Source organism: Polaromonas sp. LjRoot131 (assembly GCF_964252805.1).
In the GTDB taxonomy this organism is placed as follows: Bacteria; Pseudomonadota; Gammaproteobacteria; order Burkholderiales; family Burkholderiaceae_C; genus Polaromonas.
This window is the reverse complement of record NZ_CAXUPF020000004.1, coordinates 551,871-577,857: the sequence shown is the minus strand read 5'-3', so window position 1 is coordinate 577,857 and position 25,987 is coordinate 551,871. Positions and strand designations below refer to the sequence as shown.

Genomic DNA, 25,987 nt, shown 5'->3' with positions numbered 1-25,987 from the left:
ATCGCGTTGTCTGAGCGAAGCGCAGCGTAGCGAGTTTAGCGAGACCCCGTCTGGACCGAGCACCGCAGGTTGCCCGTAGCGAAGCGAAGGGACGCAGCAACCAGGGTCGCCTTTTCTTTGGTGACTTTCTTTTGGCGAAGCAAAAGAAAGTTACTGGCCGCCGGGCCACCCCGGCCAGCAACCCTCAGCAGCGAGCGCACAAGACAGGTCCAACCCAAACGGTGGATGGGAGGGAGCGCGCCCTCACTGCGTCGGCGGCAAGACGCCATCAAGACTATCCGCATGCCGTTGGCAAAACCGAACCAGCTTCTCCACATCCTGCGATTTGTCAAAAACCTCATCAGCCCCCAGCTCGCGGCAGCGCATCAAGAGGTTCTCCTGGCTGTGGCTGGTCAGCACCACCACCTTCTGGCCGGGCTTGCGCCGCTGGCAGTCCTTGAGCACGCCAAAGCCCGATCCCTCGGCGAGGAACAGGTCGACGATGGCCAGATCCCAGTCTTCATGGTCATGAAGCCACAGGCGCGCGCCGGTCTCGGAATCGGCGTGGCCGACAAAGCGCAGCGGCGCGATTTCTTCCATGGCTTCCACCAGGGTGTTGCGTATGTCCGGCTTGTCCTCGACAAGAAACGCGTTGATGACCATGGAACCCCCGAAGTTAATCCACGAACTTAGCCGCCATCCCGTGCGGGGCCTGTCGTCGGCGGCCCTGGGGAGGTGTAGGCTCAATCCCACTTTAGGCCAGCGGGCGGTTTTTAGCCGTAACGGGGGGTAACGTGGTGAATAAAACCGCTAATCGGTCGCAAAAAGCGGATTAGTGGTGGTGTCCGTGTTCGCCGTGCACGTGGCGGTGGGCGATTTCCTCTTCCGAGGCGGGGCGCACGCCGGTGACCTTCAGGGTAAACCGCAGGGCCTTGCCGGCCAGCGGGTGGTTGCCGTCCAGCATGACGGTGTCGCCCTTGATCTTGGTGACGTTGAAGACATGCTGGCGGCCGTCTTCGCCGCGGCCCTCGAGCTGGCCGCCGACCTTGACCCCGGGCGGGAACTGGGTGCGCGGGATGGTCTGCACCAGGCTTTCGTCGCGCAGGCCGAAGGCGTCCTGCGGCTCCAGCGCCAGCACGGTCTGAAAGCCCGCCTCCTGGCCGTCCAGCGCCTCCTCGATCTTGGGCAGGGTGTTGCCGTAGCCGCCGTGCAGGTAAACCATGGGCGTATTGCTCTGCTCGACCAGCTTGCCCTGGGCGTCCGCCACCTTGTAGCTGAGGGTGACGGCGGTGTCTTTTGCGATTTTCATGTGGTAACTCCGGAGGGCCGGGATGCGTAAAAGCGCTGATTTTCGCCCAGCCGGCGGGCCGGGGCTGGAAGGCGCCCGGATCACGCGGTATTGGCCCCGCGCCGCGTGGGGGCTTAGTGGCCGGCCGCGGGCGCCGGCAAACGGCATCCGTAGAATCATGCAACATGATAAGTTACATGAAATCAAGAGGCCGGCTTTCCGCCGTCCTGCACGCGCTGCTGCACATGGCCCACCGCGGCGGGCCCATGACTTCCGACGAACTTGCGGCCTGCCTGCGCAGCCACCCGGTGGTGGTGCGGCGCACCATGGCGGGCCTGCGTGAAGCCGGGTTTGTGGTGTCGGAGCGCGGCCACGGCGGCGGCTGGGTGCTGGCGCGGGACCTGGCTTCCGTCACGCTGCTCGACGTGCAGATGGCCCTGGGCGACGGCCCAGAGGCGGACGCCGAGGGTGCGCACGCGGACGGCTGCGTCATCGAGCAGTCGGTGCAGCGCGCGCTGGCCGGCAGCTTGCGCGAGGCCGAGGCCTTGCTGGCCAAGCGCCTGGGTGAGGTCACCCTGGCCGACCTGTCGGCCGACTTCAACCGCGCCATGGCCGCCCATGCCGGCCACGCCGCGCACTCCCACGCACCGGAGGCCGGCCATGTTGTATGACGCCATCATCGTGGGCGGCAGTTTTGCCGGGCTGTCCGCCGCGCTGCAGCTGGCCCGCGCCCGGCGCCAGGTGCTGGTCATCGACGCCGGCCTGCCGCGCAACCGCTTCGCGTCCGAATCGCACGGCGTGCTGGGCCACGACGGCAAGCCGGGCTCGCAAGTCCTGGCCGAGGCCCGGCAGCAGTTGCAGGCCTACCCGACGGTGCAAATTTTCAACGGCCGCGTGAGCCGCGTGGACAGCGGCGAGGCGGGTTTTGTCGTCGAGGCCGAGGACGGCATGCGCTGGTTCACCGCGCGCCGCCTGCTGCTGGCCACCGGCGTGGCCGACGTGCTGCCGGAGATTCCGGGCCTCCAGGAGCGCTGGGGCAAGACGGTGGTGCACTGCCCCTATTGCCATGGTTATGAAATCGGCGGCGGCGCCATCGGCGTGCTGGGAACCGGGCCGATGTCGGTGCACCAGGCGGTGCTGTTCGCCGACTGGGGCGAGGTGACGCTGTTCACCCAGGGTGTGGTGGCAGTGTCTGCCGAAGAGCAGGCGCTGCTGGCCGCGCGCAAGGTCAGGGTCGAGCCCAGCCCCATTGCCGAATTGCAAGGGACCGCGCCCGCGCTTGACGGCGTGCTGCTGCGGGACGGCCGGCGGGTGGCCATCAAGGCCTTGCTGGTGGGCACGCAGGTGCGCATGGCCAGCCCGCTGGCGGCGGCGCTGGGCTGCGCCTTTGACGATTCGCCCTTCGGCCCCATCGTGCGCATCGACGCCTGGGGCCTGACCAGCGCGCCCGGCGTCTACGCGGGCGGCGACATGGCCCGCGTGCCGCACAGCATCACCTTTGCCTGCGCCGGCGGCGTGGCGGCCGGCATAGGCCTGCATGCCTCGCTGGTGATGGAGGACGCGCACGGCATGGCGCCGGCATAGCGGGCCGGGTACAGTGGTTGAAAGCCGCCGCAGAGGCCCCAAGTGCTTTTTTTGACCCTGCCAAACGCCCGCCCGCCATGAACCCGCTAGACACCGAAACCATTGAACTGCTGCCCGTAGGCGCCACGCCGCGCCAGCTGTTTGTGCTGCTGCATGACGCGGGCGGCACCGCCGCCGACATGCTGGAACTGGGCAACTTGCTGGGCGGGGCGTTTCCCGAGGCCGCGGTGCTGATTCCCGAGGGCTTGAGTGGCCCGCACGCCGATGCGGCGGGCGCAGCAGCAGCCGGGCTGGACGATGCGGCGGCGCTGGCCGCGCGCGTGGAAGCGCTGGCCGCCTTTGTGCGTGCGCAGCAGCAGCGTTTTGAGATCCTGCAGTCGGACACCGCGCTGGCCGGCTTTGGCGCGGGCGCCAGCCTGGCGCTGGCGTTCAGCGATGCGCACGACGGCCTGGCCGGCCGCCTGCTGTCCTTCGGCGGCGGCTACCAGGTCTGGCCGGCCCGCGCGCCGGCCCTCACCACCCTGCACCTGCTACACGGGCAAAACGACGAGGTCGTGCCGCTGGCGCGCACACGCAGCGATTTTGACCACCTGATGGAACTGGGCGCCGACGCGACGCTGGACGTGGCCCGCTCGCTGGGCCATGAGCTGCATCCGGCGTTGATGGACCAGGCGGTGACGCGCTTGCAGACCTGTGTGCCGCTACGCGCCTGGACGGCCGTCTAGAAGCTCACCCTCGCCCCTTGGTTTTGCTCCTTCCCCCGCTGGGGGAAGGTTGGGATGGGGGCCGGCGGTGCTTGACGTTGTACGTGTATTTGAGGCCGCTAGCCCTGTCTTGCAGACCGCAGCCCAGTCAGAGCCTGGGCTTCTTCGCGCTGTCCAGATGCGCGCGGGCGCATCTGGAGCCGCAGCGCTCAGCCCCTGCCCTCTCCCAGGGGGAGAGGGAGTAAGAAAGACCGGCGCGCTGCAACCGTGCGCATGGAGCTACACGAAGTGAGCGGCCGGGGGGCCCTAATTGCAGGCTTGGAACGGTTTGCCTGCGAGTTGCGGTTTGAGTGCTTCCAGCTTGGCCTTGATCGCAGCATCGGCGGCCGGCAGCTTCAGCAGCTGGCCGCGCGCCTCGGGCCGCTCCAGCACCACTTTGGCGGTGCGCACGCCGCGTGTGGCGGCCTTGGCCAGTTCGCGTTCGGCCTCGGCCTGCGAGCTGTAATGGCCCAGCGACAGGCCGGGCCCCAGTGTGGGATTGACCAGGGCTTCAAAGGACACGCCCAGGCCGCGTAGCTCGCTGCGTTTTTTGGCCAGGGCGTCTTCGCTGTTGTACTTGCCCATGTAGACGATCCAGCGGCCCGGCTCCACGCTGCTCTCCAGCGTCCAGCTGCCGATGGGCAGGCTGCTTTCGAGGCCGGTGCGCAGGGCGGTGCTTTGTTCGGGGCTGAAGAGGCCGGCCTGCAGGCATTCGGCGGCGGCTGGCGCCGGGGCGGCGGGGGCCGCGGCGTTTTCGAGCTGGCGCGCGTCGGCGGCCGTCAGCAGCTGCATGGCCTGGGGGCGTACCTGCTGGGCCAGGCGCTGCGGTTCGGCCTGGACGGCCGGGGCATAACCGTAGTCGGCCAGCAGGCCCTGCGTCCAGGCGAAGTAGCCGGCATTGGCCAGCAGCAGCGCCAGCACCAGCAGCCTCAGCATGGGCGCGCGCCTTGCGGGGTGTGCGCCGCCACGGGCCGCACGCTGACTTCGGAGCTGGTGATTTCTTTCATGCCAGCCGCAGTATGCACCAGCAGCGCGCCGTTTTCGCCCGCGCCGTGGGCCGTGCCGGTGGTGCCGTCGGAGAGCTGCACGGCCCGGCCGGCCAGCACGTCGCGGGCCGCGAAACGCGCCTGGAAGGGCGCAAAACCAAAGCGCTCAAATGCCTGCACGGCCTGCACCAGCGGCGGGATCACGCGCAGCAGCACGGCCGGCGCATCGAGTTCGGGCAGCAGCGCCAGCAGGCTGCCGGGCGGGATGGCGGCCGGGGCGGATGGGGCGGCCGGGGCCTGCGCCGCGTCCAGCGCCACGGCGCGGATGTTGATGCCTATGCCGATGACCACATAACGCAGGCCTTCCCAGCTGGCGGTCTCGACCAGGATGCCGGCCAGCTTGCTTTCGCCCTGGGGCGTGGACAGCCAGAGGTCGTTGGGCCATTTAAGGCCTATGCGCGGCTTGCCGCCGGGGGAGGGCTGGGAGGAGGTGAGGGGCTCCAGGCTGTCGGCCACGCTGACCCCGGCCACCAGCGACAGGCCGGACCAGTCGGCGGGCGCCAGCGGCAGGCCCAGCGAAAAGGTCAGGCTGTCGCCGCGCCGGCTTTGCCACTGGCGGCCCAGGCGGCCGCGACCGGCGGTTTGCTGCTCGGCCACCAGCAGCAGGGGCTCGGGACGGGGTTCGACCGTGGGGCTGCCGCGGAAGCGGCGCATCAGCTCGGTGTTGCTGGAGTCGATCTCGGGCAGCACCTCCACCGTGAAGCCCGGCAGCAAGGGCGCCAGGGCCTCCCAGAGCGCTTCGGCGGGCCATCGGATGGGGGATGGAGAGGAGGAGGTCATGAAAAGCCCGGGGCCAGGGGCCTGGCGGTGTCGGCGGCGCAGGAAAACCCGGCTTAGTCTTTCTTTTTCTTCTTGGGTTTCTTGTCGGCTTTTTTATCGGCTTTTGGCGCGGCCTTCTTGCCGGCTTTCTTCTCAGCCTTCTTTTTATCCGCCTTGGCCTCGGCCTTTTTATTGGCTTTTTTGGCCGACTTCTTCTTGCCCTTGGACTTCTTGTCGTCGTCCTTGGGCGCCAGCAGCGTGCCGCGGCAGTTCTTGGCGCCGCACCAGCAGGGGTACTCGGCCAGCAGCTTCTTGGTGTACGGCGCGTCGATGATCAGGCCGTAGTCGTAGAACAGCTCTTCGCCGGCCTTGATGTTGCGCAGCGCCTTGATGAAGACGCGGCCGCCCTCTTCGTCGGCTTCGCAGTTGGGCTTGCAGCTGTGGTTGATCCAGCGCGAGGAATTGCCGCCGTGCTTGGCGTCGATCACATGCTCTTCGTCGATGTGGAAGTAGAAGGTGTGGTTCGGGTCCTTGGGGTCGTGCGGGTGGCGGCGCAGCGCTTCTTTCCAGTTGATGATCTCGCCCACGTATTCGATCAGGGTCTCGCCTTCGGCCAGGTCCTGCACGGCGAAGACGCCTTTGCCGTGCACGCCGGAGCGCCGTGTCTGGATGCGCCGGCCGTCGGTGGCGGGAGCCGTTGCGGTGGGCATGGAAGGAAGCGGCGCGAGCGACGCGGAAGCCTGGTTTTTTGACACGACGTATTTTTTTGGTATGGTTAATTCATGCATGTGCGCGTGCGCGCGTATGCGTGCGCACCCGCGCGCGTACATGCGCGAGAAGCCGCTATTGTAGTGATGCCCCGCGAAGTCCCCCAGGAGTTCCCCATGTTCCAACGCCGAAACCTGCTGCAGACGACCGCCGCCCTTGTGGCCGGGCTGGGCCTGCCGGCGTGGGCCAAGGGCGGGGAAAGCCCGCTGCCCAAGGTCGGCGCCACCCTGGTTTTGCCGCCCGTGGCGCTGCTGGACGGCAGCGCCTGGACGCCCTCCGGGGTGGGCGGAAAGACGCTTGTGGTGTACTGGTGGGCCAGCTGGTGCCCTTTTTGCGCGGTGCAATCGCCCCATATAGAAGCCTTGTGGCGCGCCCAGAAGGCCAGGGGCCTGGAGGTGCTGGCGCTGTCCATCGACAAGCAGCCGGCCGCCGCGGCTACATATATGAAGGCCAAGGGCTACAGCTTTCCCGCCGGGATGCTGACCCCCGAAGTCGCGAAATTTTTGCCCAAGCCGGCCGGCCTGCCCGTGGTGGTGGTGCTCAAGGTGTCGGCGGACGGCCGTGAAGGCAAAGTCGTATTCGCTGAAAGCGGGGAAATGTTCCCCGAAGATGTAGAAGGTTTGAAGAAGTACATATGAAAACCCTTGTGATTGCAGAAAAGCCCTCGGTGGCGCAGGACATCGTCCGCGCCATCACGCCGACGGCCGGCAAGTTCGAAAAACACGATGAATATTTCGAGAGCGACGAGTGGCTGGTCACCTCGGCTGTCGGCCACCTGGTCGAGATCCAGGCGCCCGAAGAATTCGACGTCAAGCGCGGCAAGTGGAGTTTTGCCAACCTGCCCGTGATCCCGCCCTACTTTGACCTCAAACCCATCGACAAGACCAAGACGCGGCTCAACGCCATCGTCAGGCTGGCCAAGCGCAAGGACGTGGGCAACCTCGTCAACGCCTGCGACGCGGGCCGCGAAGGCGAGCTGATCTTCCGGCTGATCCAGCAGTACGCGGGCAGCAAGCTGCCGGTCAAGCGCCTGTGGCTGCAGTCCATGACGCCGGCCGCGATCCGTGAGGGTTTTGACAGCCTGCGCAGCGAAAAGCAGATGCAGGGCCTGGCCGACGCGGCGCGTTCGCGCTCCGAAGCCGACTGGATGGTCGGCATCAACGGCACGCGGGCCATGACGGCCTTCAACTCGCGCGACGGCGGTTTCTTTTTGACCACCGTGGGCCGCGTGCAGACGCCGACGCTGTCCGTGGTGGTGGAGCGCGAGGAAAAAATCCGCAAGTTCGTGAGCCGCGACTACTGGGAAATCCACGCGAGCTTCCTGGCCGAAGCTGGTGAGTACCCGGCCAAGTGGTTCGACCCGAAATGGAAGAAAGCCGCGGCCAATGCCGACAACACGGAACCCGATCCCGAGCTGAGGGCCGACCGCGTCTGGTCCGAGCGCGAAGCGCTGGCGATTGCCGAGGCTGTGCGCGGCAAGGCCGCCACGGTGACGGAAGAAAGCAAGCCCACCACGCAGGCAGCCGGCCTGCTGTTTGATTTGACGTCCTTGCAGCGCGAGGCCAACGGCAAGTTCGGTTTCTCGGCCAAGACCACGCTGTCCATCGCGCAAAGCCTGTATGAACGCCACAAGGCGCTGACCTACCCGCGTACCGATTCGCGCGCGCTGCCCGAAGACTATTTGCCGGTGGTCAAGCAGACCTTTGAGATGCTCGCGAGCAGCGGCATGAAACACCTGGCGCCGCATGCGGCGACGGCCATCAAGGGCAATTACATCAAGCCCAGCAAGCGCATCTTCGACAACGCCAAGGTCAGCGACCACTTCGCCATCATCCCCACGCTGCAGGCGCCCAGCGGCCTGAGCGAAGCCGAACAAAAGTTGTATGACCTGGTGGTGCGCCGCTTTATGGCGGTGTTTTTCCCGAGCGCCGAATACCTGGTGACCACGCGCATCTCGCAGGCCGTCGGCCACAGCTTCAAGACCGAAGGCAAGGTGCTGGTCAAGCCGGGCTGGCTCGCGATTTACGGCAAGGAAGCCGCCGACGAGGTGGCCGATGCCAAGGACGGCGACAAGGGCCAGAGCCTGGTGCCGGTCAAGCCCGGCGAGATGGTGCGCGCCGAAACCGTCGAGGCCAAGGGCCTGAAGACCCGCCCGCCCGCTCGCTATTCGGAAGCCACGCTGCTGGGCGCGATGGAAGGCGCCGGCAAGACGATTGACGACGACGAGCTGCGCGAAGCCATGCAGGAAAAAGGCCTGGGCACGCCGGCCACGCGCGCCGCCACGATTGAAGGCCTGATCGCCGAGAAATACATGCTGCGCGAAGGCCGCGAACTGATCCCCACGGCCAAGGCCTTCCAGCTCATGACGCTGCTGCGCGGCCTGGGCGTGGAAGAACTCTCCAAGGCCGAGCTGACCGGCGAGTGGGAACACAAGCTCGCGCAGATGGAACACGGCCAGCTGAGCCGCGAAACCTTTATGGCCGAGATCGCCGCCATGACGGAAAACCTCGTCAACAAGGCCAAGGGCTACGACAAGGACACGATTCCCGGCGACTACGCCACGCTGTCGGCGCCCTGCCCCAACTGCGGCGGCGTGATCAAGGAAAACTACCGCCGCTACACCTGCACCGGCAAAAAAGGCGACGACGGCTGCGGCTTCAGCTTCGGCAAGACGCCGGCCGGCCGCACCTTTGAAGTGGCCGAGGTCGAGCAGTTCCTGCGCGACAAGAAGATCGGCCCGCTGGACGGTTTCCGCTCCAAGGCCGGCTGGCCTTTCACCGCCGAGATGGTGATCAAGTTCGACGAAGAGACCAAGAACTACAAACTCGAGTTCGACTTCGGCGACGACAAGAACGGCGAAACCGGCGAGATCGTCGACTTCGGCGAGCAGCAATCGCTGGGCCCCTGCCCGCGCTGCGCCGCGCGTGTGTTCGAGCTCGGCAAGAACTACGTCTGCGAAAAATCCGTGCCCACGCTGGCCCAGCCCACGCCCAGCTGCACCTTCAAGACCGGCCAGGTCATCCTGCAGCAGCCCATCGAGCGCGAGCAGATGCACAAGCTGCTGGAAACCGGCAAGACCGATTTGCTCGACAAGTTTGTTTCCATGCGCACGCGCCGCCCCTTCAAGGCCATGCTGGCCTGGGACAAGGAGGCCGACAAGGTGAACTTTGAATTCGCGCCGTCGAAATTCCCACCGCGCAAGCCGGCGGCGGCCAAGACCGGCACGGTGAAAACGCCTTTCGGCAAGACCGTCGCGGTGAAGGCCGCGAAAGCACCGGCCGCGAAGAAGGTGGCAGCCAAGAAAACACCCGCCGCCAAAACCGCCAAGCCCAAAACGCCGCGCGTCGCCAAGCCGGGCGCAGGCCTCAAGCCCAGCGCCGCGCTGGCCGCGGTGATAGGCGCCGAACCGGTGGCGCGCACCCAGGTCATCAAAAAGCTCTGGGACTACATCAAGGCCGAAGGCCTGCAGGACGCGGCCAACAAACGCGCCATCAATGCCGACGCCAAGTTATTGCCGGTGTTTGGCAAGCCGCAGGTCACGATGTTTGAGCTGGCTGGGATTGTCGGTAAGCACTTGACGGCGGAATAAGAAACTCCCTGAGCAAGCTCGCCCGACCCTTACTCCCTCCCCCGCGGGGGGAGGGCAGGGGCTGAGCGCTGCGGCTCCAGATGCGCCTGCGCGCATCTGGACAGCGCGAAGAAGCCCAGGTTCTGCCTGGACTGCGGTCTGCAAGACGGGGCTAACGGCGGTTGAGCAAGCGCTTTTGCCAAGGCCGCAAGCCCCCATCCCCACCTTCCCCCAGCGGGGGAAGGAGCAAGATAAACCGTTCCTGGCGTACTCAGGCCACCGGCTCGGGCAGCTGCCGCAGCGCGTGCAGCTGCGAGCCAAAAATCACGATCGCCTGCAAGGCAAAGCCGGCCAGCGCCAGCCACAGGCAGGCGGCTTCACCCCACGAGGCGCCCACCACCCCGCCCAGTGCCGCGCCTATGGGCCGCGAACCGGCGTTAACGGCCAGGAACACGGCCGAGACGCGGCCCAGCATGGCGTGGGGTGTGATGCTCTGGCGCAAGGTGGTGGAGGTGATGGTCCAGACAATGGGCCCGACGCCGAACAGGAAAAACGCCATGCCCGCCAGCACGCCGCTGGGCACAAACAGCGTGGCCACCATGGTCGCGGCGGCCAGCACCGACACGGCCGGGCCCAGCTGGATGGCGCGGCCGAAAGGCATGGCCGCCACAATGCGCTGCGACAGCAAGGCGCCCAGCACCATGCCCGCGCCGTAAGCGCCCAAGGTGATGCCCACGCCCTGCGCCGTCAGGCCCAGCACGCGCACCGCATAAGGCACATAAGCCGCCTGCAGCACAAACCAGGCGATGTTCCAGACGATGCCGGCGAGCACCATGGGACGCAGATAGGGCTGGCGCCAGACAAACTGCGCGCCGTCGCGAATTTCGAGCAGCGCATGGCGGCCCACGGCCGGCGTGCGGGCCGGCTCGCGCAAGCTGAACAGCAGGCCCGCGGCCGAGGCCGACAAGATTGCCGCCAGCACAAAGGCCGCCGACGCGCCGGCCCAGGCGACGAGTGCGCCCGCCAGCGCCGGCCCGGCCGCGAAGGCCATGCTGCGCGCCAGCTCCAGCCGGCCGTTGGCGCGTGCCAGCAAGATGCGCGGCACGATGGCCGGCACCAGCGCGGGCGCCGCCACGCTGAAGCAGACGGTGCCCACGGCGCCGATAAAACCCAGCAAGGCCAGCCCGGCGATCGACAGCTGGCCCGTGAACACCATGGCCAGCAGCGCCAGCAAGGACAGGGCGCGCAGGGTTTCGGCCGCCACCATCAAGCGGCAGCGCGAGACCCGGTCGGCCAGCAGGCCCAGCGGAATGGCCAGCAGCAGGAAAGGCAGGGTCTGCAGCGCCGCCAGCAGGCCGATCTCGCCGGGCCCGGCGCCCAGCACCAGCACCGCGACCAGCGGCACGGCCGCCAGGCTCAGCTGCTCGGCCGATTGGGCCGCGAGGTTGGACCATGCCAGGCGCTGGAAGGGGACGGGAAGTGGAGTGTGCATCTGCAAGCGGTGTGAGGCTCACATTCTGCACGGGGCCGCGTTATCGCGCTGGCCGTTACCGGACCTGCGAAGGCCTTGGTGCGGCCCTCAATGTAGTTGTAGCGCCGGCCAGCCGCGCTTGCCGCCGATGGCGGCCAGCGTCGCGTCTGCATTCACCGTCACCGGGTGCTTGACGGCTTCGAGCAGCGGCAGGTCGTTGATCGAATCGCTGTAGGCGGTGCTCTTGCAGTCCTTGAAATGCAGGCCGCGCGCGGCGAGCCAGGCATGCAGGCGTTCGACTTTTCCTTCGCGCATATTGAGCACGCCGGTGGTGCTGCCGGTGAAAAAGTCGCCGCGCATCTCGGGCTCGGTGGCGATCAGGTGCTCGATGTCGAAGTAGATGGCCGTGAGTTCGGTGATGAAGCGGTTGGTGGCCGTGGTCAGGACGACCAGATCGCCTGCCTGCAGGTGTTTGTCGACCAGGGCCAGCGCGGCCGGCGTCACGCGCGGCACGATCCAGTCGGCCAGGAACTCCTGGCGCAGCGGCTCCCACTCCTGCGCCGTTCGCCCGGCCAGCGTGCCGACGTAAAAATCGGCGAACTCTTTCAACCCGACGGTACCGGCCTTGTAGCGCGCCGCCATGTCGGCATTGCGCGCGGTGAACTCGGTTTTCCCCAGGATGCCCTTGCCGATCAGGAAGTCGCACCACAGCACGTCGCTGTCACCGTTGAGCACGGTGTGGTCCAGGTCGAAGAGGGTCAGCTTCATGGTCAGGGGTTGCGCAGGTGCCAGGCTTTGGGCCTTGTGAAGGTCTGTATGCCGTAAGTCGACAAAGTCAGGCCGACGCCCGAATCGCCATAACCGCTCCAGGGCAGGCGCGGGCTTACGCGGTCGCAGCAATTCCAGTAGACGCTGCCGGCGTTGACCTGGGCCAGCAAGGCCCTGGCGCGCGCCTCGTCGGGCGTGAACACGCCGGCGGTCAGGCCGTAGCGCGTGTCGTTCATGAGCTTCACCGCCTCTGCATCACCTGAAACTTTCTGGATGCCGATCAGGGGGCCGAAGCTTTCCTCGCGCATCAGTTCCATGCTGTGGTTGACGTTGCTGAACACCGTGGGCTCGTACCAGTTGCCGGGGCCGGCCCCGCGTTTGCCGCCGGCCAGCAGGGTGGCGCCCTTGGCTTTGGCATCGGCGACCTGGGCATCCAGCACGTCGAGCTGCGGCGCGCGTGTGATGGCGCCTATGTAAGTGTCTTCGCTCATGGGATCGCCCATCTTGAAGGTCTTCACCGTTTCCAGGAAGGCGGTGACGAAGGCGTCGTAGATTTTCTCGTGCACATAGATGCGCTCGACCGAGCAGCAGCTCTGGCCGGTGTTGTACATCGCGCCGTCGGCCAGCGACTCGGCCGCGTTCTTGACGTTGGCGTCTTCGCTGACGTAGGTCGGATCCTTGCCGCCCAGCTCGAGCTGCAGCTTGGCCATGCGCGGGCCCATGGCCTGCGCGATCTTCGCGCCGGTTGCATACGAGCCGGTGAAGAAAAGGCCGTCGATTTTCTGCTCCATCAGGGCCGCGCCCACCGCGCCGCCGCCTATCAGCGGGATGAACACGTCCTGCGGCACGCCGGCCGCATGCAGCAGGCGCGCAATCGCCACGCCTGTCATGGCGGCGTACTCCGAAGGTTTGTAGAGCACCGCGTTGCCCGTGAGCAGCGCCGGGATGAAGACATTGCCGCCGACGAACCAGGGGTAGTTCCAGGCCGAGATGTTGGCGACCACGCCCAGCGGCGTGTGCTCGATCTGCTCGGTCATGCCGCCCTCGCTGAACACGGTTTGGGTGTCGGTGGCGCCGGCGGCCTCGGCCAGGAAGAAGTCGATGCGGCCCAGCAGGCCGTTGAGTTCGTTGCGCGACATTTTGATCGGCTTGCCGGTCTCGCGCGTCATGACGGCGGCCAGCGCGTCGAGTTCAGCGACCACGCCCGCGCGAAAGCGCGTGATGCAGGCCTTGCGCTCGACCAGGGGTACGGCCGCCCAGGCAGGCTGCGCGGCGCGCGCGCGCTTGGCTTTGGCGGCGACGGAGGCCGCGTCGTCGGCGGGCAGTTCGGCGATCGGTGCGCCGGTGGCGGGGTTCTGGATGGCGAGGGTGTTCATGCTTGTTTAGCCTTGTCCTTGTGTTTGGCGGCGGCCACCGCCGTGAGGAAATCGTCGAGCACGGCGGCGTCGTCTATGGTGTCGGAGCCGGGTTTGTGGAATTCAGGGTGCCACTGGGTGGCGGCGATATAGCTTTTGGTTTTGTCCTTGCGGCGTATGGCCTCCACGATGCCGTCGTCCACGCTGAAGGCCTCGGCTTCGAATTCGGGCGACAGGTCCTTGATGCCCTGGTGGTGGATGCTGTTGACGCGCACGCGCTCCACGCCGGGGTACAGCGCGGACAAGCGCGAGCCCTGGACGATGTTGACGCTGTGGAAATTCTGGTCGTAGGTCGCGGCGTCGCGGTGCACAAAAGAGTCGGGCACCTGGGTGTTGATGTCCTGGTACAGCGTGCCGCCGAAGGCCACGTTGAGCAGCTGCAGGCCGCGGCAGACGCCGAAGACAGGTTTGCCGGCCCGTTCAAACGCGGCCACCAGGGCCTTGTCGTACTCGTCGCGCACGCGGTCACCCGACCATTTTTCTTCCAGTGGGTCCTCGCCGTAGCTGCCGGGCCAGACGTCGGCGCCGCCATGCAGCACCAGGCCGTCCAGCCACTGCGCATAGTGTTCATAGGTCACGTCGCCGCGCTGCGTGCTGCCCGTGGGGCAGGGCACCATGACCACCATGGCGCCCGATGACATGACCCAGTGCGCGATCGACTGCTCGACGTACTGCAGCGTCTTGCCGGTGAAGAAGGAGCGTGTCGGGTCGGCGTGCGAGAAACACGCCGAAAGTCCGATCTTGAGACGACCGGCGGCGATCATAGAGCGGCCTCAAATAATCGCTGGAAGTCTTCTGACTTGCAAGGCCGTGGATTGGTCTGGTGGCAGATGTCGGCCGTGGCGATCTCCACCAGGCGCGGCAGGTGTTCACGCTTGACGCCGTGGGCCGACAGCGAGCCGGTGATACCCACGCTTTCCTTCAACTGCTTGAGCCAGGGCACCAGGGCCTTGCCGCCGCCGGCCACGCCGCAGACATGGGCCAGCTCGTCGAACTTGGCGGGCGCGGACTCGTAGTTCCAGGCCAGCACGGTGTCAATCATCAGCGCGTTGGCCAGGCCGTGGTGCAGGTCGCAGACGGTGCCCAGCGCGTGCGCGCAGGAATGCACGGCGCCCAGGTCCTTCTGGAAAGCGATGGCGCCCATCATGGAGGCCATCATCATGTCGCTGCGCGCCTGCAGGTTGGAGGGCTCCTTGACGGCCTTGAGCAGCGCGCGCGCGGCGATGCGCGTGCCCTCGAGCGCAATGCCGTCGCATAGCGGGTGGTAGGCCGGCGAGAGATAGCTTTCGATGTTGTGCGTGAGCGCGTCCATGCCGGTGGCGGCGGTGACTTGCGGCGGCAGGCCCAGCGTGAGTTCCGGGTCGGCGAACACCACCTTGGCCAGGATCTTGGGGCTGAACACCACGCGCTTGATGTGCGTGTCGTTTTCGCTCACGACCGAGGAACGGCCGACCTCGGAGCCGGTGCCCGAGGTGGTCGGCAGGGCCACAAAGTAAGGCAGCTCGTTGACGATGGGCCGCACCTTCGGATGGTCCCAGACATATTCGAGGATGTCGCCCTCGTGCGTGGCGGCGATGCCCACCACCTTGGCCACGTCCAGCGCCGCGCCGCCGCCGAAGCCGATCACGCAGTCGGCCTTGTGCGCCTTGTACGCGGCCGCGCCGTCCATGACCTGGCTGCAGGTCGGGTTGCCGAACACGCCCGAGAACACGGCCACGTCGAGGCCGGCCAGATGCGTCTTGAACTCGGCCAGCACGGGCAGTGCGCCCAGCGCCTTGTCGGTCACGATCAGCGGGCGCTTGCAGCCGGCGGCCAGCAGGGTTTCGGCGACCTGCTTGCGCGCGCCGGCGCCGAAACGGATGGCGGTGGGGAAGGAAAAGTTGGTGGTGCTCATGGGGTGTGTTTTTTCGGTTGGCGGTGAGGGTCAGGTGGCGGAAGTCAGTTGCAGAGACATATGCTGTTTGCCGTACGGTACGCCGTTCACGCGGATGGCGTCGGGCTCCACGCCAAAAGCCGCGAAGCCGGCGCGTTCATAGAGGGCAGCGGCCTGCCGGTTGCCCTCGGTCACGGTCAGGACCAGCAGTTCCACGCCCGCGGCCTTGGCCGCCTGCACGACGGTGTTGACCAGGGCCAGGCCCAGGCCCCGGCCGCCGTATTCGGGCGCGACGTACATCGCGACCAGCGTGGCCTTGTGGCGGTTCTTCAGCCGGGTCTCCCGCGTCATGCCGACCACACCGGCCAGGGTGCCTTCGATGAAGCCGCCCCACATGACGGTGTCCGACGTGGCAGCCAGGCGCTTTTCGGTGTCGGCCGGCGGGCGCAGGTTTTCTTCTTCAAAGCTGGAGGTGAAGGCGTCGGGGTGTTCGCGCAGGCCGCGCAGGCGCAGCTCCCGGTAGACCGGTGCGTCGGAGATTTCAAGGCGGCGAATCTGCATCAAGTCCTTAGATGATTTCAAAATAGCGTTTCATTTCCCAGTCGGTCACGGCGTCCAGCCACTGGCGCCACTCCCACTCGCGCGTGGCGGCGAAGTGGTCTACGAAAGTATCGCCCAGCCAGTCGCGCGCAATCGCCGATTTCTGGAAAATCCGCGTGGTTTCTATCAGCGTGCGCGGCGCGCGGGCGATGTGCTCGGCGCCGGCGTTGGTGCCGGTGATGGGCGCGCCCAGCTTCAGGCCTTTTTCAACGCCGTGCAGGCCGGCCGCGATCACCGCCGCCATGGCCAGGTAGGGGTTGACGTCGGCGCCCGGGCAGCGGGTCTCCAGCCGGGTGGCCTTGGGGCTGCCGGCGATCACGCGAAAGCTCGCGGTGCGGTTGTCCATGCCCCAGGTCGGCTTGACGGGCGCCCAGAAGCCGTCGACCAGGCGCTTGTAGCTGTTGATGGTGGGCCAGATCATGGGGCCGAACTCCATCATGCAGGCGACCTGGCCGGCGATGTAGCTTTCGAACAGCTTGCTCATCTTGCGCGGGTTCTTCGCGTCGTAGAACAGGTTGTTCTTGCCGTCGGACAGGCTCTGGTGGATGTGGCCGCTGCAGCCCGGCAACTGCTGGTGGGGCTTGGCCATGAAGCTGGGCATGATGCCGAAGCGCGAGCCGATTTCCTTGGCGCCGGTCTTGAACAGGATGGCGCGGTCGGCCTGCTCCAGCGCTTCGCTGAAGGCGATGGCGACCTCGTAGACGCCGGGGCCGGTCTCGGTGTGCAGGCCCTCGATCGGGATGCCGAAGGCCAGCATCTCGTCCATGAGGGCGTTGAAGAAACCCTGGTTCTGGTTCATGCGCAGCAGCGAATAGCCGAACATGCCGGGCGTGAGTTTTTCGGCGCCCACGCCGTTCTTGGCGGCCCAGCTCTGCGGCGTCTCCAGGAAGTTGAACCACTCGAACTCCATGCCCGTCATCGGCATGAGGCCCATTTTTTCGGCGCGCTTGAGGACCCGTTTGAGCGTCTGGCGCGGGCAGACGGCATGCGGCGTGCCGTCGGCGTTGACGAATTCGCCGAGCACAAAAGGCACTTTGTTGTCCCAGGGCACGTGGCGCAGCGTGGCCAGGTCCAGCCGGGCCAGCGCGTCGGGAAAGCCGTGCTGCCAGCCGGTGACTGTGGTGTTGTCGTAGCAGTTGTCCATCATGTCCCAGCCCAGCACCACGTCGCAAAAGCCGAAGCCGCCGGCGGGATAGGGTTCGGCCGCGCCGAAAAATTTGTCCTTGTGCAGGTACTTGCCGCGCAGCACGCCGTCGATGTCGCTGACGGCGACCTTCATCTTGTTGGCCCCCGACTTGCGCAGCGCGTCGAGCACGCCGCGAGAGGCGGAGGGGGTGGGAGCTTTTTTGGCCATGGTGTCGGTCCGCGTTGGGGTTCAGGGATGGGCGGCGGCGCGGCCCTTCTCGGCCAGGCTGATCGCGAATTCTTCTTCGGGCGAGAGGATCAGCCGGTGCCGGCCCATCACCGCGAAGTAGCTGACGCCGATGGCGAACCACAGCGCGACCCAGAGCACGCCGATGCGGTAAACCGGGTCGCTGAGCTGGAAGTAGATGGTGACCAGCGCGATCAGCAGGGTCAGCACGGCGCCCGGCACGCCCAGCGGGCTGCGGTAGGGGCGCTCCATGTTTGGCAGCTTGCTGCGTAACTTGATGAAGGAAAGCGCCTGCATCACATAGGAAAACATTGCGCCGAACACCGCCATGTTCAGCAGCGTGCCGCCGATCACGGCGGAGCCCTTGTCGACGCCCAGCGAAAACCACAGTACGAACATCACGACCAGCGCGACCACTGAACCGACGATCATGGCGATGTGCGGCGTCTTGCGGCTGCCGTGCGTGACCGACAGTGCCGAGGGGAAGTAGCCGGCCCGGCTCAGCGAATAGATCTGCCGGCCCTTGGCGAAGATGATGGTGTGGAAACTCGCCACCAGGCCCAGCACCGCGACCAGCGCCAGAATTTTGGCGATGCCGTCGCCGTAGATCGCCTTGAAGCCGTCCAGCAGCGGCTCGGCCGAGGTGCTGAGCGCGTGCGAGCCTATGCCGGCGACCGAGGGGTTGAGCCACAGGATCATGAAGGCGGAAACAATCAGCGTGAAGATGCCGGCGATGATGCCGCGCGGCATGTCGCGGCGCGGGTCCACCGACTCTTCGGCGGCCAGCGGCAGCTGCTCGATGGCCAGGAACAGCCACACGGCGAAAGGCAGGGCCGCGAGCACGCCGCCGAAACCCAGCGGCAGGAAGGGACCGCGGCCCTCGGGCAGCACGGCGCCGCCGGCGCCCACGTTCATGGCCCAGCGCGCGAAATCGATCTTCGGCAGGGCGCTGACCCAGAAGGCCACCAGGCAGGCCAGCGCCAGCAGCGTGACGGCCAGCGTGATCTTGAAGGACAGCTCGACGCCGACGATGTTCAGGCCGATGAAGACGACGTAAAAGCCTATCCACCACAGCGGCTGCCAGGCCGGCGGCGTGCCGAAGATGCTGCCCATGTAGCTGCCGATGAAAAACACGATGACGGCCGGCGTCAGCACGTATTCCACGTTCTCGGCGAGTCCGGTCAAAAAGCCGCCCCAGGGCCCCATGGCGGTGCGGGCGAAGGAATAGGCACCGCCGGTGTGCGGCAGCGCGGGCGACATTTCGGCCAGCGAAAAGGTCAGCCCCAGGTACATCACGGAAATGATGATGGTCGCCAGCAGCATGCTGCCCCAGCCGTTGGCCAGGCCCAGGTTCCAGCCCGCGAAGTGGCCGGAGATCACGGCGCCCACACCGAGGGCCCAGAGCGACCAGACGCCGGCATAGCGGCGCAGTCCCCTCTTTTCAAAGTAGCTGCCGTCGACTTTCGCGTACTGGACGCTGGAACGTTCTGACATGGGTACCTCCTTAGAGCTTGCAGGGTTGGGGGCCCGGTGGGGCCGCCTTGCATCCTAGGGCGGGGGTGGGCGCGCTGAAATCCCATTTCGGCAAGTTGCGCGTATGAGGCGCCGGCGAAGTGAGCGAAAGTAAGTCGAACTGTTTCAAAGCGTAGCTTGCATGCGGCACGAATCCTGCAAGAATGCGGCGATGGCACATCCTTCCGATACCGGCCAGCCGGCCCCGCCGGCCCTGTTGTCCCACGCGTCGTTTGCCGACGCGGACGAGCAGGCAGCTGCGCTCACGGGCTGGAACCAGAGCTACCTGCAGCTTTCGCGCGGTGCGTTCGGCGGAGAAGTGCGGCAGCTTGAGTTCGCGGGCTTGCGCCTCTTTGTGGAAAGCCTGCGGGAGTCGGTCTACCAGACCGGCCAGATCCGCGAAGGTGCGCTGGCCCTGGGTTTGCCGCTGCAGGTTGATGGGCCCAGTGTGTTTTGCGGTGCGCCCAGTGATGCAGGGGCGCTGCATGTGTTTTCGGGTGAGTCGGGCTTTGAGTTCCGCTCCTCCCGCCGCCATGTGATGCTGGGGCTGGAGCTGGATGAGGCCGCCTGGCGCCGCTGCGGTCAGCACGATCCGGCGCTGCAGGCCCGGCTCGGTGCGCAGGCCGGCTTGCGCCGGCTGGACGGCGCGGCGCAGGCGGGGCTCAGGCAGTGCCTGACCGGCGTGCTGGATACGGTGGAGGCGGCCCCTGCGCTGCTGCAGTCGCCCGCCGTGCAGGCCGCCATGCTCGACACCGTGATGGAGCAACTCGGCCGGGTTCTTGCACCGACGGGTTGCGTCGATTCTGTCGGCACGCATGGGCATTGGGCGCTGACGCGGCGCGCCCGAGAACTGGTACACGCGCAACTCGACCAGCCGCCCACCGTGCTGGCGCTGTGCGAGCAACTCGGCGTGAGCCGGCGAACCTTGCAAAACGGCTTTCAGACGGCGCTGGGCATCAGCCCATTGGCCTATCTGCGCGCCGTGCGCCTGAACGCCGCCAGGCAGGCGCTCAAGACCGCTACGTCCGTGACGGCGGCTGCAACCGACCTGGGGTTTTGGCATTTTGGTCATTTCGCGCACGACTACCAGCAAATGTTTGGCGAGCTGCCTTCCGAGGCGTTTCGCCGAAACCATTAGGCCCCCACGCTAGAAAAGGGCCCCCACGGTCGCTCACTTCGTGTAGCTCCCTGCCCCCCGAGGGGGCCGCCCGCCTGTGGCCCGGCAAAGCCGGTTCCACGGCTCATGCTGGTGAGGAGAAAGTTGCTCTTTGCTCAGACTGCTGGCGCGGCGGAGGTGATTCCCATGTCTTGCAAGGCGCCTGCCACGGCCTGTACCGCCTGCGCCATTTCGTTGGGGCCTATGGCGCCTATGCAGCCGACCCGGAAAGTTTCCACCTGGGTCAGCTTGCCGGGGTATAGGACAAAGCCGCGATCTCGCGCGGCGGCATAGAACTTCTTGAAGTCGTAGCGGCTGTCGGCCGGCGCGTGGAAGGTCACGATGATGGGCGCCTGGATGGCCGGGTCCAGGAAGGGCTTGAAGCCGAGTTTCGCCATGCCGGCTATCAGCGTGCGGTAGTTGCTTTCGTAGCGCGCCAGGCGCGCGGGCTGGCCGCCCTCTTCCTCGAACTGTGCAATCGCCTCGGCCAGCGCCACCACCACGTGGGTGGGCGGCGTGAAGCGCCACTGCGTGGTCTTTTCCATGTAGGCGTACTGGTCGTGCAGGTCCATGGCCAGCGACTGGCTGCGGCCGGCGCAGCCGTCAAGCACCGCCTTGCGGATAAAGACAAAGCCCATGCCGGGCACGCCTTCCAGGCATTTGCCGCTGGCGGCCACCAGCGCGTCGAAGTGCACCTTGCGCGCATCGATCTCGATCGCGGCAAAGGAGCTCATGGCATCCACCAGCAGGCCCTTGCCATGGGTCTTGCAGACGTCGGCCACTTCCTTGAGCGGGTTGAGCACGCCGGCGCCGGTCTCGCAATGGATCAGCATGACGTGGGTGATGCTGGTGTCGGCCTCCAGCATGGCGTCCAGCGCGGCGGGCGAGACCTGCGCGGCTTCGTCAAAAGGCATGACGGTGCAGCGCCGGCCCATCAGCGTGGTGAGTTTGGCCGCGCGTTTGCAGTACGCGCCGTTGTCCATCACCAGCACATGGCCGTCGCGCGGCACCACGGTGGCCACAGCCGCCTCCACGCTGAAAGTGCCGCTGCCCTGGAGCGGCACGACGACGTGCGAATCCTGGCCGTGGATGACGTCCAGCAGGCTTTTGCGCACGCTGGCGGTGACGGCGTTGAAATCGCTGTCCCAGGAACCCCAGTCTTTCAGCATCGCGAGCTTGGTGCGCAAGGTGGTGGTCAGGGGACCCGGTGTCAAAAGGATTTTGTCTCTGTCCATATTTGTCTCATTGGTTTTTCGGATCTATGCCGGTGAACAGGTCGGGCTGTGCCTGTCGAAGCCTTGTTTTTGATCGGACCAGGCTGGATTTGCCGAGGCTTGCTGGCCGGGGGTAGCCCGGCGGCTACTCACTTTTCTTTTGCTTCGCCAAAAGAAAAGTAAGCAAAAGAAAAGGCGACCCTGGTTGCTGCGTCCCTCCGCTTCGCTGCGGGCAACCTGCGGTGCTCGGTTCAGGCGGGGTCTCGCTAAACTCGCCTTCGGCTCAAACAACGCGATCCCTGATCCGCCTGAACCTGCGCTCCTCGGCGCATCCACAAGGGGTGGGTAGCGGGGAGAAGGAATACCAAACCACCGAAGACAGAAACCCGAATACTTGAAGAAACAAGGACACGCCGTGGCGTGTCCTTGTTTGTCGTCTGTCCCCGCTCCCGTTCCCGATTGCCCCGTCCTGGCTGGGCCGAGGAGCGCAGACGTAGGCGGATCAGGGATCGCGCTTGTTTGAGCCGAAGGCGAGTTTGCGCGAGACCCCGCCGCAGTCGAGCACCGCAGGTTGCCCCGGAGCGAAGCGCAGGGGACCCAGACTGCGGGTCGCCTTTTCTTTGGTGACTTTCTTTTGGCGAAGCAAAAGAAAGTTACTGGCCGCCGGGCCATTCCCGGCCAGCCATACCTGGCAAAGATGACGCAAGCCGGAACGATGCCAGACTTCGATACCTCAACCCGAACCGTCGAGGTCGGGCTTCCGCTCGTGAGAACCACAACGCTCATCCTTTCCACGCTTGCGTCCGCCGGTTGACCCACCATGCGAGCGCCATGAACAGCAGGGTGGCAACGCTCGAGGCCGCACCGATCAGCACCGCCATGGCCGCCGCGGCGCCGATCTCGCCGGCCTCGTCGAGGTTCAGGATGGCGATGGAGGCGACCTTGGTCTCGGGCGAGTAGAGGAAGACGACGGCGGAAATCGTCGTCATGGCGTTGATGAAGAAGTAGCGCGCGATGTCGACCAGGGCCGGTGTGCAGATCGGCAAGGTCACGCGCCAGAAGGTCTTGAAGAAGGGCACCTTGAGCGAGGCGCTGACGGCTTCGAACTCGCCGTCGAGTGCCTTGAGCGCCGTCACCGCCGTGAGGTGGCCGGTGGTGTAGAAGTGCACGATGGTGCACAGCGTGAGCAGGGTCAGCGTGTGGTACAGCCCGTTGAGCGGGTTGTCGGGCGCGTTGAAAAAGAAGATGTAGCCCAGGCCCAGCACCAGGCCGGGGACCGCCATGGGCAGCATGGCCAGCATGCGCACAAAACCGCGCAGGCCGTCCATGCCCTTGGTTTTTTCGAGCAGGTAGGCGCCGACGAACACCAGCGCCGTGCCGAAGAAAGCCGTGCCCGCCGCCATCTTGAGGCTGTTGACGAAGCCGACGCCGACCTCCGCATCGACCAGGCCCATGGTGTAGTGGCGCAGGCTGGGTGTGAGGTTGTAAGGCCAGAAGCTCGTGAAGGAGGCGAACACCGCCATGCCCAGCATGGCCAGCACCAGGAAGGCAATCGCGCAGCAGTACAGCGTCATGGCCCAGTCGTAGCCTCGCGAGGGCGTGGGCCGGTAGGGAACGGCGCGCGCCGTCAGCATCGCGGTCTGGCGTTTGCTGACGTATTTGTCGACCGCGAAGGTCAGCACGGCCGGCGCCAGCAGCAGGATGGCGACCACCGCGCCCTTGGCGAAGTCCTGCTGGCCTATGACCAGCTTGAAGACGTCGGTGGCCAGCACGTTGAAGTTGCCGCCAATCACTTTCGGGATGCCGAAGTCGGTCATCACCAGCGTGAAGGTGACCAGCGCCGCCGAGATCAGGCCGTACTTGGCGCCGGGCAAGGTGATGGTGAAGAACTTGCGCCTGGCACTGGTGCCCATGGCGTCGGCGGCTTCATACAGGCGCGCATCCGACAGCGTGAGCGCCGTGACCAGGATCATCAGCGCATGCGGGAACACCGCGAAACATTCCGCCACCACGATGCCGGGCGCACCGTAGATCTGGTCGATGCCGATGCCCTGCATCCAGCCCTTGAGCACGCCCTGGTTGCCGAACCAGTAGATCAGCGAAATGGCAGACAGCAGCGAAGGCGCCAGCAGCGGGATCAGCGTGATGCCGCGAAACAGCGCCTTGTACTGCATGCAGGAGCGCGCCAGTGCATAGGCAAAACCAAAGGCCAGCGGCACGGCGACCAGCGTCACGAGGGCCGATACCCAGAGGCTGTTCCACAGGCTCTCGAGCAAGGCGGGTGTCTTGGCGTATTCGATGAAGTTGTCGAACCAGACGAAGCCGCCGGATTTGTCGAGCAGGGCCTGCTGCAGGATGGCCAGCAGCGGCGCGGCGAGGAAGGCGACCAGGATCAGGACGACCAGCGCCAGGGCCGCATAGGCGAAATGGTCTATCCAGTGCGCGCGCTGCCTGACCATGGGCGGCGCGGGGGGTGTGAAGACCGGCATCAGAACACCTTGATGCGCTCGGGCAGCAGCTTGAGCGGCAGCGAGGAGCCGACCTGCAGCGACTGCTCCGACAGGAAATTGAGCGAAAGGTAGACCGTGAGTTTGTGGCCGCCCAGCGCGGGTGAGGCCACATGCACGTGACAGAAGGAGCCCAGGAATTCGATCTTCTCGATGGTGGCCTCGAACACATGAGGGTCACCGGCGGCAATCGGCCGCGCCAGCACGTCTTCGGGCCGCAGGTAGATTTTGGCTTCACGATCAGCGCCGTCGCAGGGCAGGCACAGCGCGCCGAACTTCATTTCGCCGCCGCTCACGCGTACCGGCATCACGTTCACCTTGCCGACAAAATCGGCCACAAAGGGCGAAGCCGGCTCGCGGTAAATTTCCATGGGCGTGCCGACCTGTTCAATGAGGCCGTGGTTCATCACCACGATGCGGTCGGCCACGCTCAGGGCTTCTTCCTGGTCGTGCGTGACCATGATGGTGGTCACGCCGAGTTTTTGCTGCAGCGTGCGAATTTCCTGGCGCAACCGCACACGCTCCAGCGCATCGAGTGCCGACAGCGGTTCGTCCAGCAGCAGCAAACCCGGCGATGTGGCCAAGGCCCGCGCCAGCGCAATGCGCTGCTGCTGGCCGCCCGAGAGCTGGCTCGGGTATTTGGCTTCGCTGCCCGGCAGGCCCACCAGCTTGACCAGTTCGCTCACACGTTTGGCGGCTTCGGCTTTCGGCGTCTTGCGGTTGACCAGCCCATAGGCCACGTTGTCGGCCACGCTGAGGTTGGGAAACAGCGCATAACTCTGGAACACGATGCCGTAGTCGCGCAAGGCCGGCGGCAGCCGCGAGATGTCGCGCCCGCCCTGGTGTACTTCTCCCGAGGTCTGAACCTCCAGGCCCGCGATGATGCGCAGCAAGGTCGTCTTGCCGCAACCCGAAGGGCCGAGGAAACAGACAAATTCGCCTTTGCGGATGTCCAGGTTGATGTCTTGCAGCGCGGTAAAGCCGCCGAACTCCTTACGGATGTGGCGCAGGTTCAGAAAGGTGTCGTTGTTCATTCGTGGGTCATACGTATGTATTGCCTGGACGGGTCGCGCGCCCATGCCAAAACCAAGCAACAGCGTGGAACCGGCTTTGCCGGGCCACAGCTGTTGCCCCCTTGAGGGGGGATCCGGCTACACGAAGTGAGCCGAGACGGGGGTGTGCTATTTTTTTTCTGTTTTGGAGTTATAGCGCTTGGTCCACTCGTTCAGGATGCGCTCGCGGTTGTCGGCAGCCCAGCTGAAGTCCATCTTGACCAGGCGCGACTCATAGTCTTTCGGCACGTTGGCCAGCGGCGGCGCCAGGCCGGGCTGCGCGGTGATCGCGAAGTTTTTGCCGTAGAGCATCATGGCGTCCTTGCTCGAAGCCCAGTCGGCCAGCTTCTTGGCGGCGTCCAGCTTCTTGGTGCCCTTGTGGATGGCAAACGCTTCGAGGTCCCAGCCCAGGCCTTCCTTGGGGAACACCAGCTCGATGGGGGCGCCCTTGGCCTTGTTGGTATTGCCGCGGTATTCAAACGAGATGCCGGCCAGGAACTCGCCGGCGGCCGCCATATTGCAGGGCTTGGAGCCCGAGTGGGTGTACTGCGCGATGTTTTCATGCAGCGCGTCCATGTATTTCCAGCCGCCGCCCTTGCCGTCCTTGTCGCCGAACAGCGTGAGCCAGGCGGTCACGTCGAAGTAGCCGGTGCCGCTCGAAGCCGGATTCGGCATCACGACCTGGCCTTTGTAGATGGGCTTGGTGAGGTCCTGCCAGGTCTCCGGCGTGGGGATGTTCTTCTTCTTGGCCTCGACGGTGTTGAAGCACACGGTGGCGCCCCAGACGTCCATGCCGAACCAGGCGGGGACCTTTTTCTTGTCACGGTACTGACTCATGATCCCATCAAGATTGATGGGCGCATAGGGCTCGAGCATGCCCTGCTTGTCGAGCAGCGCCAGGCTGGAGGCGGCCACGCCCATGATGGTGTCGGCCTGCGGGTTGGACTTTTCGGCGAGCAGCTTGGCGGTGATCACGCCGGTCGAGTCGCGCACCCATTTGATTTCGATGTCGGGGTAGACCTTGTTGAAGCCTTCCTGGTAGGCCTTGATCTGGTCGGTTTCCAGCGCGGTGTACACCAGCAACTGGGTTTTCTGGGCGAATGCGCCGGTGGAGGCGGCGAGCAAGCCAAGAAGGGCGATCGCCTTTGACAGGGATTTGAGGTGGGTAGCCAGCTGCATAAAAAATCCTTTGTGGAAAACCTGCAATGTTGTGACTCGTTCGTGTCGGGAGTGACACTGCGATGACCGCCTGTGTACAGGCTGCCAACCCAGCTCATTTTTTATTTAACGCCGACCCTTCTATCTTGTCAAT

At 65.8% G+C, this 25,987-nt stretch carries 23 protein-coding genes; 6 read left to right on the top strand and 17 right to left on the bottom strand.

Translation table 11 applies throughout. The features are described 5' to 3' along the window. Positions 1 to 243: 243 nt before the first annotated feature. Together ACSQ27_RS20125 and ACSQ27_RS20120 are read right to left on the bottom strand one after the other, a co-directional pair. On the bottom strand, positions 244 to 642 hold the full coding sequence (locus ACSQ27_RS20125; RefSeq protein WP_436157251.1) for a response regulator: 399 nt from the start codon (positions 640 to 642) through the stop codon (positions 244 to 246). 169 nt (positions 643 to 811) lie between these two features. After that, a complete protein-coding gene (locus ACSQ27_RS20120) occupies positions 812 to 1,288 on the bottom strand; it encodes an FKBP-type peptidyl-prolyl cis-trans isomerase (protein ID WP_436157250.1) in 477 nt (158 codons plus the stop codon). Between the two features lie 176 nt (positions 1,289 to 1,464). On the opposite strand from ACSQ27_RS20120, the gene ACSQ27_RS20115 reads away from it, so the two are divergent. The 3 genes from ACSQ27_RS20115 (at position 1,465) to ypfH (ending at position 3,576) form a co-directional block, all read left to right on the top strand. Next, positions 1,465 to 1,938, top strand: a complete 474-nt coding sequence (locus ACSQ27_RS20115) for an Rrf2 family transcriptional regulator (RefSeq protein WP_436157249.1) — start codon at positions 1,465 to 1,467, stop codon at positions 1,936 to 1,938. Then, the gene (locus ACSQ27_RS20110) at positions 1,928 to 2,851 is read left to right on the top strand and encodes an NAD(P)/FAD-dependent oxidoreductase (protein WP_436157248.1); all 924 of its coding nucleotides are present in this window, start codon (positions 1,928 to 1,930) and stop codon (positions 2,849 to 2,851) included. The genes ACSQ27_RS20115 and ACSQ27_RS20110 overlap by 11 nt, the downstream gene beginning before the upstream one ends. Positions 2,852 to 2,928: 77 nt before the next feature. Further along, positions 2,929 to 3,576, top strand: a complete 648-nt coding sequence (gene ypfH, locus ACSQ27_RS20105; protein WP_436157247.1) for an esterase — start codon at positions 2,929 to 2,931, stop codon at positions 3,574 to 3,576. A 285-nt stretch (positions 3,577 to 3,861) separates the two neighbouring features. Here ypfH and ACSQ27_RS20100 read toward each other — a convergent pair whose 3' ends face one another. Genes ACSQ27_RS20100 through ACSQ27_RS20090 form a run of 3 tightly spaced genes read right to left on the bottom strand, consistent with a single transcriptional unit; the run spans position 3,862 to position 6,109 of the window. Then, positions 3,862 to 4,530, bottom strand: coding sequence for an SPOR domain-containing protein (locus ACSQ27_RS20100; protein WP_436157246.1), 669 nt, complete (start codon positions 4,528 to 4,530; stop codon positions 3,862 to 3,864). Continuing rightward, positions 4,524 to 5,420, bottom strand: a complete 897-nt coding sequence (locus tag ACSQ27_RS20095; protein WP_436157245.1) for a biotin--[acetyl-CoA-carboxylase] ligase — start codon at positions 5,418 to 5,420, stop codon at positions 4,524 to 4,526. The genes ACSQ27_RS20100 and ACSQ27_RS20095 overlap by 7 nt, the downstream gene beginning before the upstream one ends. A 53-nt stretch (positions 5,421 to 5,473) precedes the next feature. Continuing rightward, the gene (locus tag ACSQ27_RS20090) at positions 5,474 to 6,109 is read right to left on the bottom strand and encodes an SET domain-containing protein (RefSeq protein WP_436157244.1); all 636 of its coding nucleotides are present in this window, start codon (positions 6,107 to 6,109) and stop codon (positions 5,474 to 5,476) included. A gap of 174 nt (positions 6,110 to 6,283) precedes the next feature. Here ACSQ27_RS20090 and ACSQ27_RS20085 point away from each other — a divergent pair, with 174 nt between their 5' ends. Further along, positions 6,284 to 6,805, top strand: coding sequence for a TlpA family protein disulfide reductase (locus tag ACSQ27_RS20085; protein ID WP_436157243.1), 522 nt, complete (start codon positions 6,284 to 6,286; stop codon positions 6,803 to 6,805). Continuing rightward, positions 6,802 to 9,756, top strand: coding sequence for a DNA topoisomerase III (locus tag ACSQ27_RS20080; protein WP_436157242.1), 2,955 nt, complete (start codon positions 6,802 to 6,804; stop codon positions 9,754 to 9,756). The genes ACSQ27_RS20085 and ACSQ27_RS20080 overlap by 4 nt, the downstream gene beginning before the upstream one ends. Before the next feature lie 250 nt (positions 9,757 to 10,006). On the opposite strand, the gene ACSQ27_RS20075 is transcribed toward ACSQ27_RS20080, so the two are convergent. From ACSQ27_RS20075 to ACSQ27_RS20040, 8 genes are all read right to left on the bottom strand, one after another. Next, positions 10,007 to 11,227 (bottom strand): MFS transporter, encoded by a 1,221-nt coding sequence (locus ACSQ27_RS20075; RefSeq protein ID WP_436157241.1) that lies wholly within the window; start codon positions 11,225 to 11,227, stop codon positions 10,007 to 10,009. Between the two features lie 87 nt (positions 11,228 to 11,314). Further along, complete coding sequence (locus ACSQ27_RS20070) at positions 11,315 to 11,974, bottom strand: HAD family hydrolase (RefSeq protein WP_436157240.1); 660 nt, start codon at positions 11,972 to 11,974, stop codon at positions 11,315 to 11,317. A 2-nt stretch (positions 11,975 to 11,976) separates the two neighbouring features. Beyond that, a complete protein-coding gene (locus ACSQ27_RS20065) occupies positions 11,977 to 13,350 on the bottom strand; it encodes an aldehyde dehydrogenase family protein (RefSeq protein WP_436157239.1) in 1,374 nt (457 codons plus the stop codon). Continuing rightward, entirely contained in the window at positions 13,347 to 14,153 is an 807-nt protein-coding gene (locus ACSQ27_RS20060) for a gamma-glutamyl-gamma-aminobutyrate hydrolase family protein (RefSeq protein ID WP_436157238.1), read from the bottom strand. Before ACSQ27_RS20060 ends, ACSQ27_RS20065 begins: the two co-directional genes overlap by 4 nt. Beyond that, positions 14,150 to 15,283, bottom strand: a complete 1,134-nt coding sequence (locus ACSQ27_RS20055; RefSeq protein ID WP_436157237.1) for an iron-containing alcohol dehydrogenase — start codon at positions 15,281 to 15,283, stop codon at positions 14,150 to 14,152. Before ACSQ27_RS20055 ends, ACSQ27_RS20060 begins: the two co-directional genes overlap by 4 nt. A 30-nt stretch (positions 15,284 to 15,313) precedes the next feature. Next, entirely contained in the window at positions 15,314 to 15,823 is a 510-nt protein-coding gene (locus ACSQ27_RS20050) for an N-acetyltransferase family protein (protein WP_436157236.1), read from the bottom strand. 7 nt (positions 15,824 to 15,830) lie between these two features. Next, the gene (locus tag ACSQ27_RS20045) at positions 15,831 to 17,216 is read right to left on the bottom strand and encodes a glutamine synthetase family protein (protein ID WP_436157235.1); all 1,386 of its coding nucleotides are present in this window, start codon (positions 17,214 to 17,216) and stop codon (positions 15,831 to 15,833) included. Between the two features lie 21 nt (positions 17,217 to 17,237). Then, positions 17,238 to 18,728, bottom strand: a complete 1,491-nt coding sequence (locus ACSQ27_RS20040; protein ID WP_436157234.1) for an amino acid permease — start codon at positions 18,726 to 18,728, stop codon at positions 17,238 to 17,240. A gap of 190 nt (positions 18,729 to 18,918) precedes the next feature. On the opposite strand from ACSQ27_RS20040, the gene ACSQ27_RS20035 reads away from it, so the two are divergent. Further along, positions 18,919 to 19,884: a helix-turn-helix domain-containing protein gene (locus ACSQ27_RS20035; protein WP_436157233.1), complete on the top strand. Its 966-nt coding sequence runs from the start codon at positions 18,919 to 18,921 to the stop codon at positions 19,882 to 19,884. Positions 19,885 to 20,018: 134 nt separating this feature from the next. On the opposite strand, the gene ACSQ27_RS20030 is transcribed toward ACSQ27_RS20035, so the two are convergent. From ACSQ27_RS20030 to ACSQ27_RS20015, 4 genes are all read right to left on the bottom strand, one after another. Continuing rightward, positions 20,019 to 21,137, bottom strand: a complete 1,119-nt coding sequence (locus tag ACSQ27_RS20030) for a 2-aminoethylphosphonate--pyruvate transaminase (protein WP_436157232.1) — start codon at positions 21,135 to 21,137, stop codon at positions 20,019 to 20,021. 761 nt (positions 21,138 to 21,898) lie between these two features. Next, a complete protein-coding gene (locus ACSQ27_RS20025) occupies positions 21,899 to 23,605 on the bottom strand; it encodes a putative 2-aminoethylphosphonate ABC transporter permease subunit (protein WP_436157231.1) in 1,707 nt (568 codons plus the stop codon). Next, positions 23,605 to 24,657, bottom strand: a complete 1,053-nt coding sequence (locus ACSQ27_RS20020) for a putative 2-aminoethylphosphonate ABC transporter ATP-binding protein (RefSeq protein ID WP_436157230.1) — start codon at positions 24,655 to 24,657, stop codon at positions 23,605 to 23,607. Before ACSQ27_RS20020 ends, ACSQ27_RS20025 begins: the two co-directional genes overlap by 1 nt. A gap of 147 nt (positions 24,658 to 24,804) precedes the next feature. Next, positions 24,805 to 25,854 carry a putative 2-aminoethylphosphonate ABC transporter substrate-binding protein gene (locus ACSQ27_RS20015; protein ID WP_436157229.1) on the bottom strand — a complete coding sequence of 350 codons (1,050 nt, stop codon included), beginning with the start codon at positions 25,852 to 25,854 and terminating at the stop codon, positions 24,805 to 24,807. Between the last annotated feature and the right edge of the window lie 133 nt (positions 25,855 to 25,987).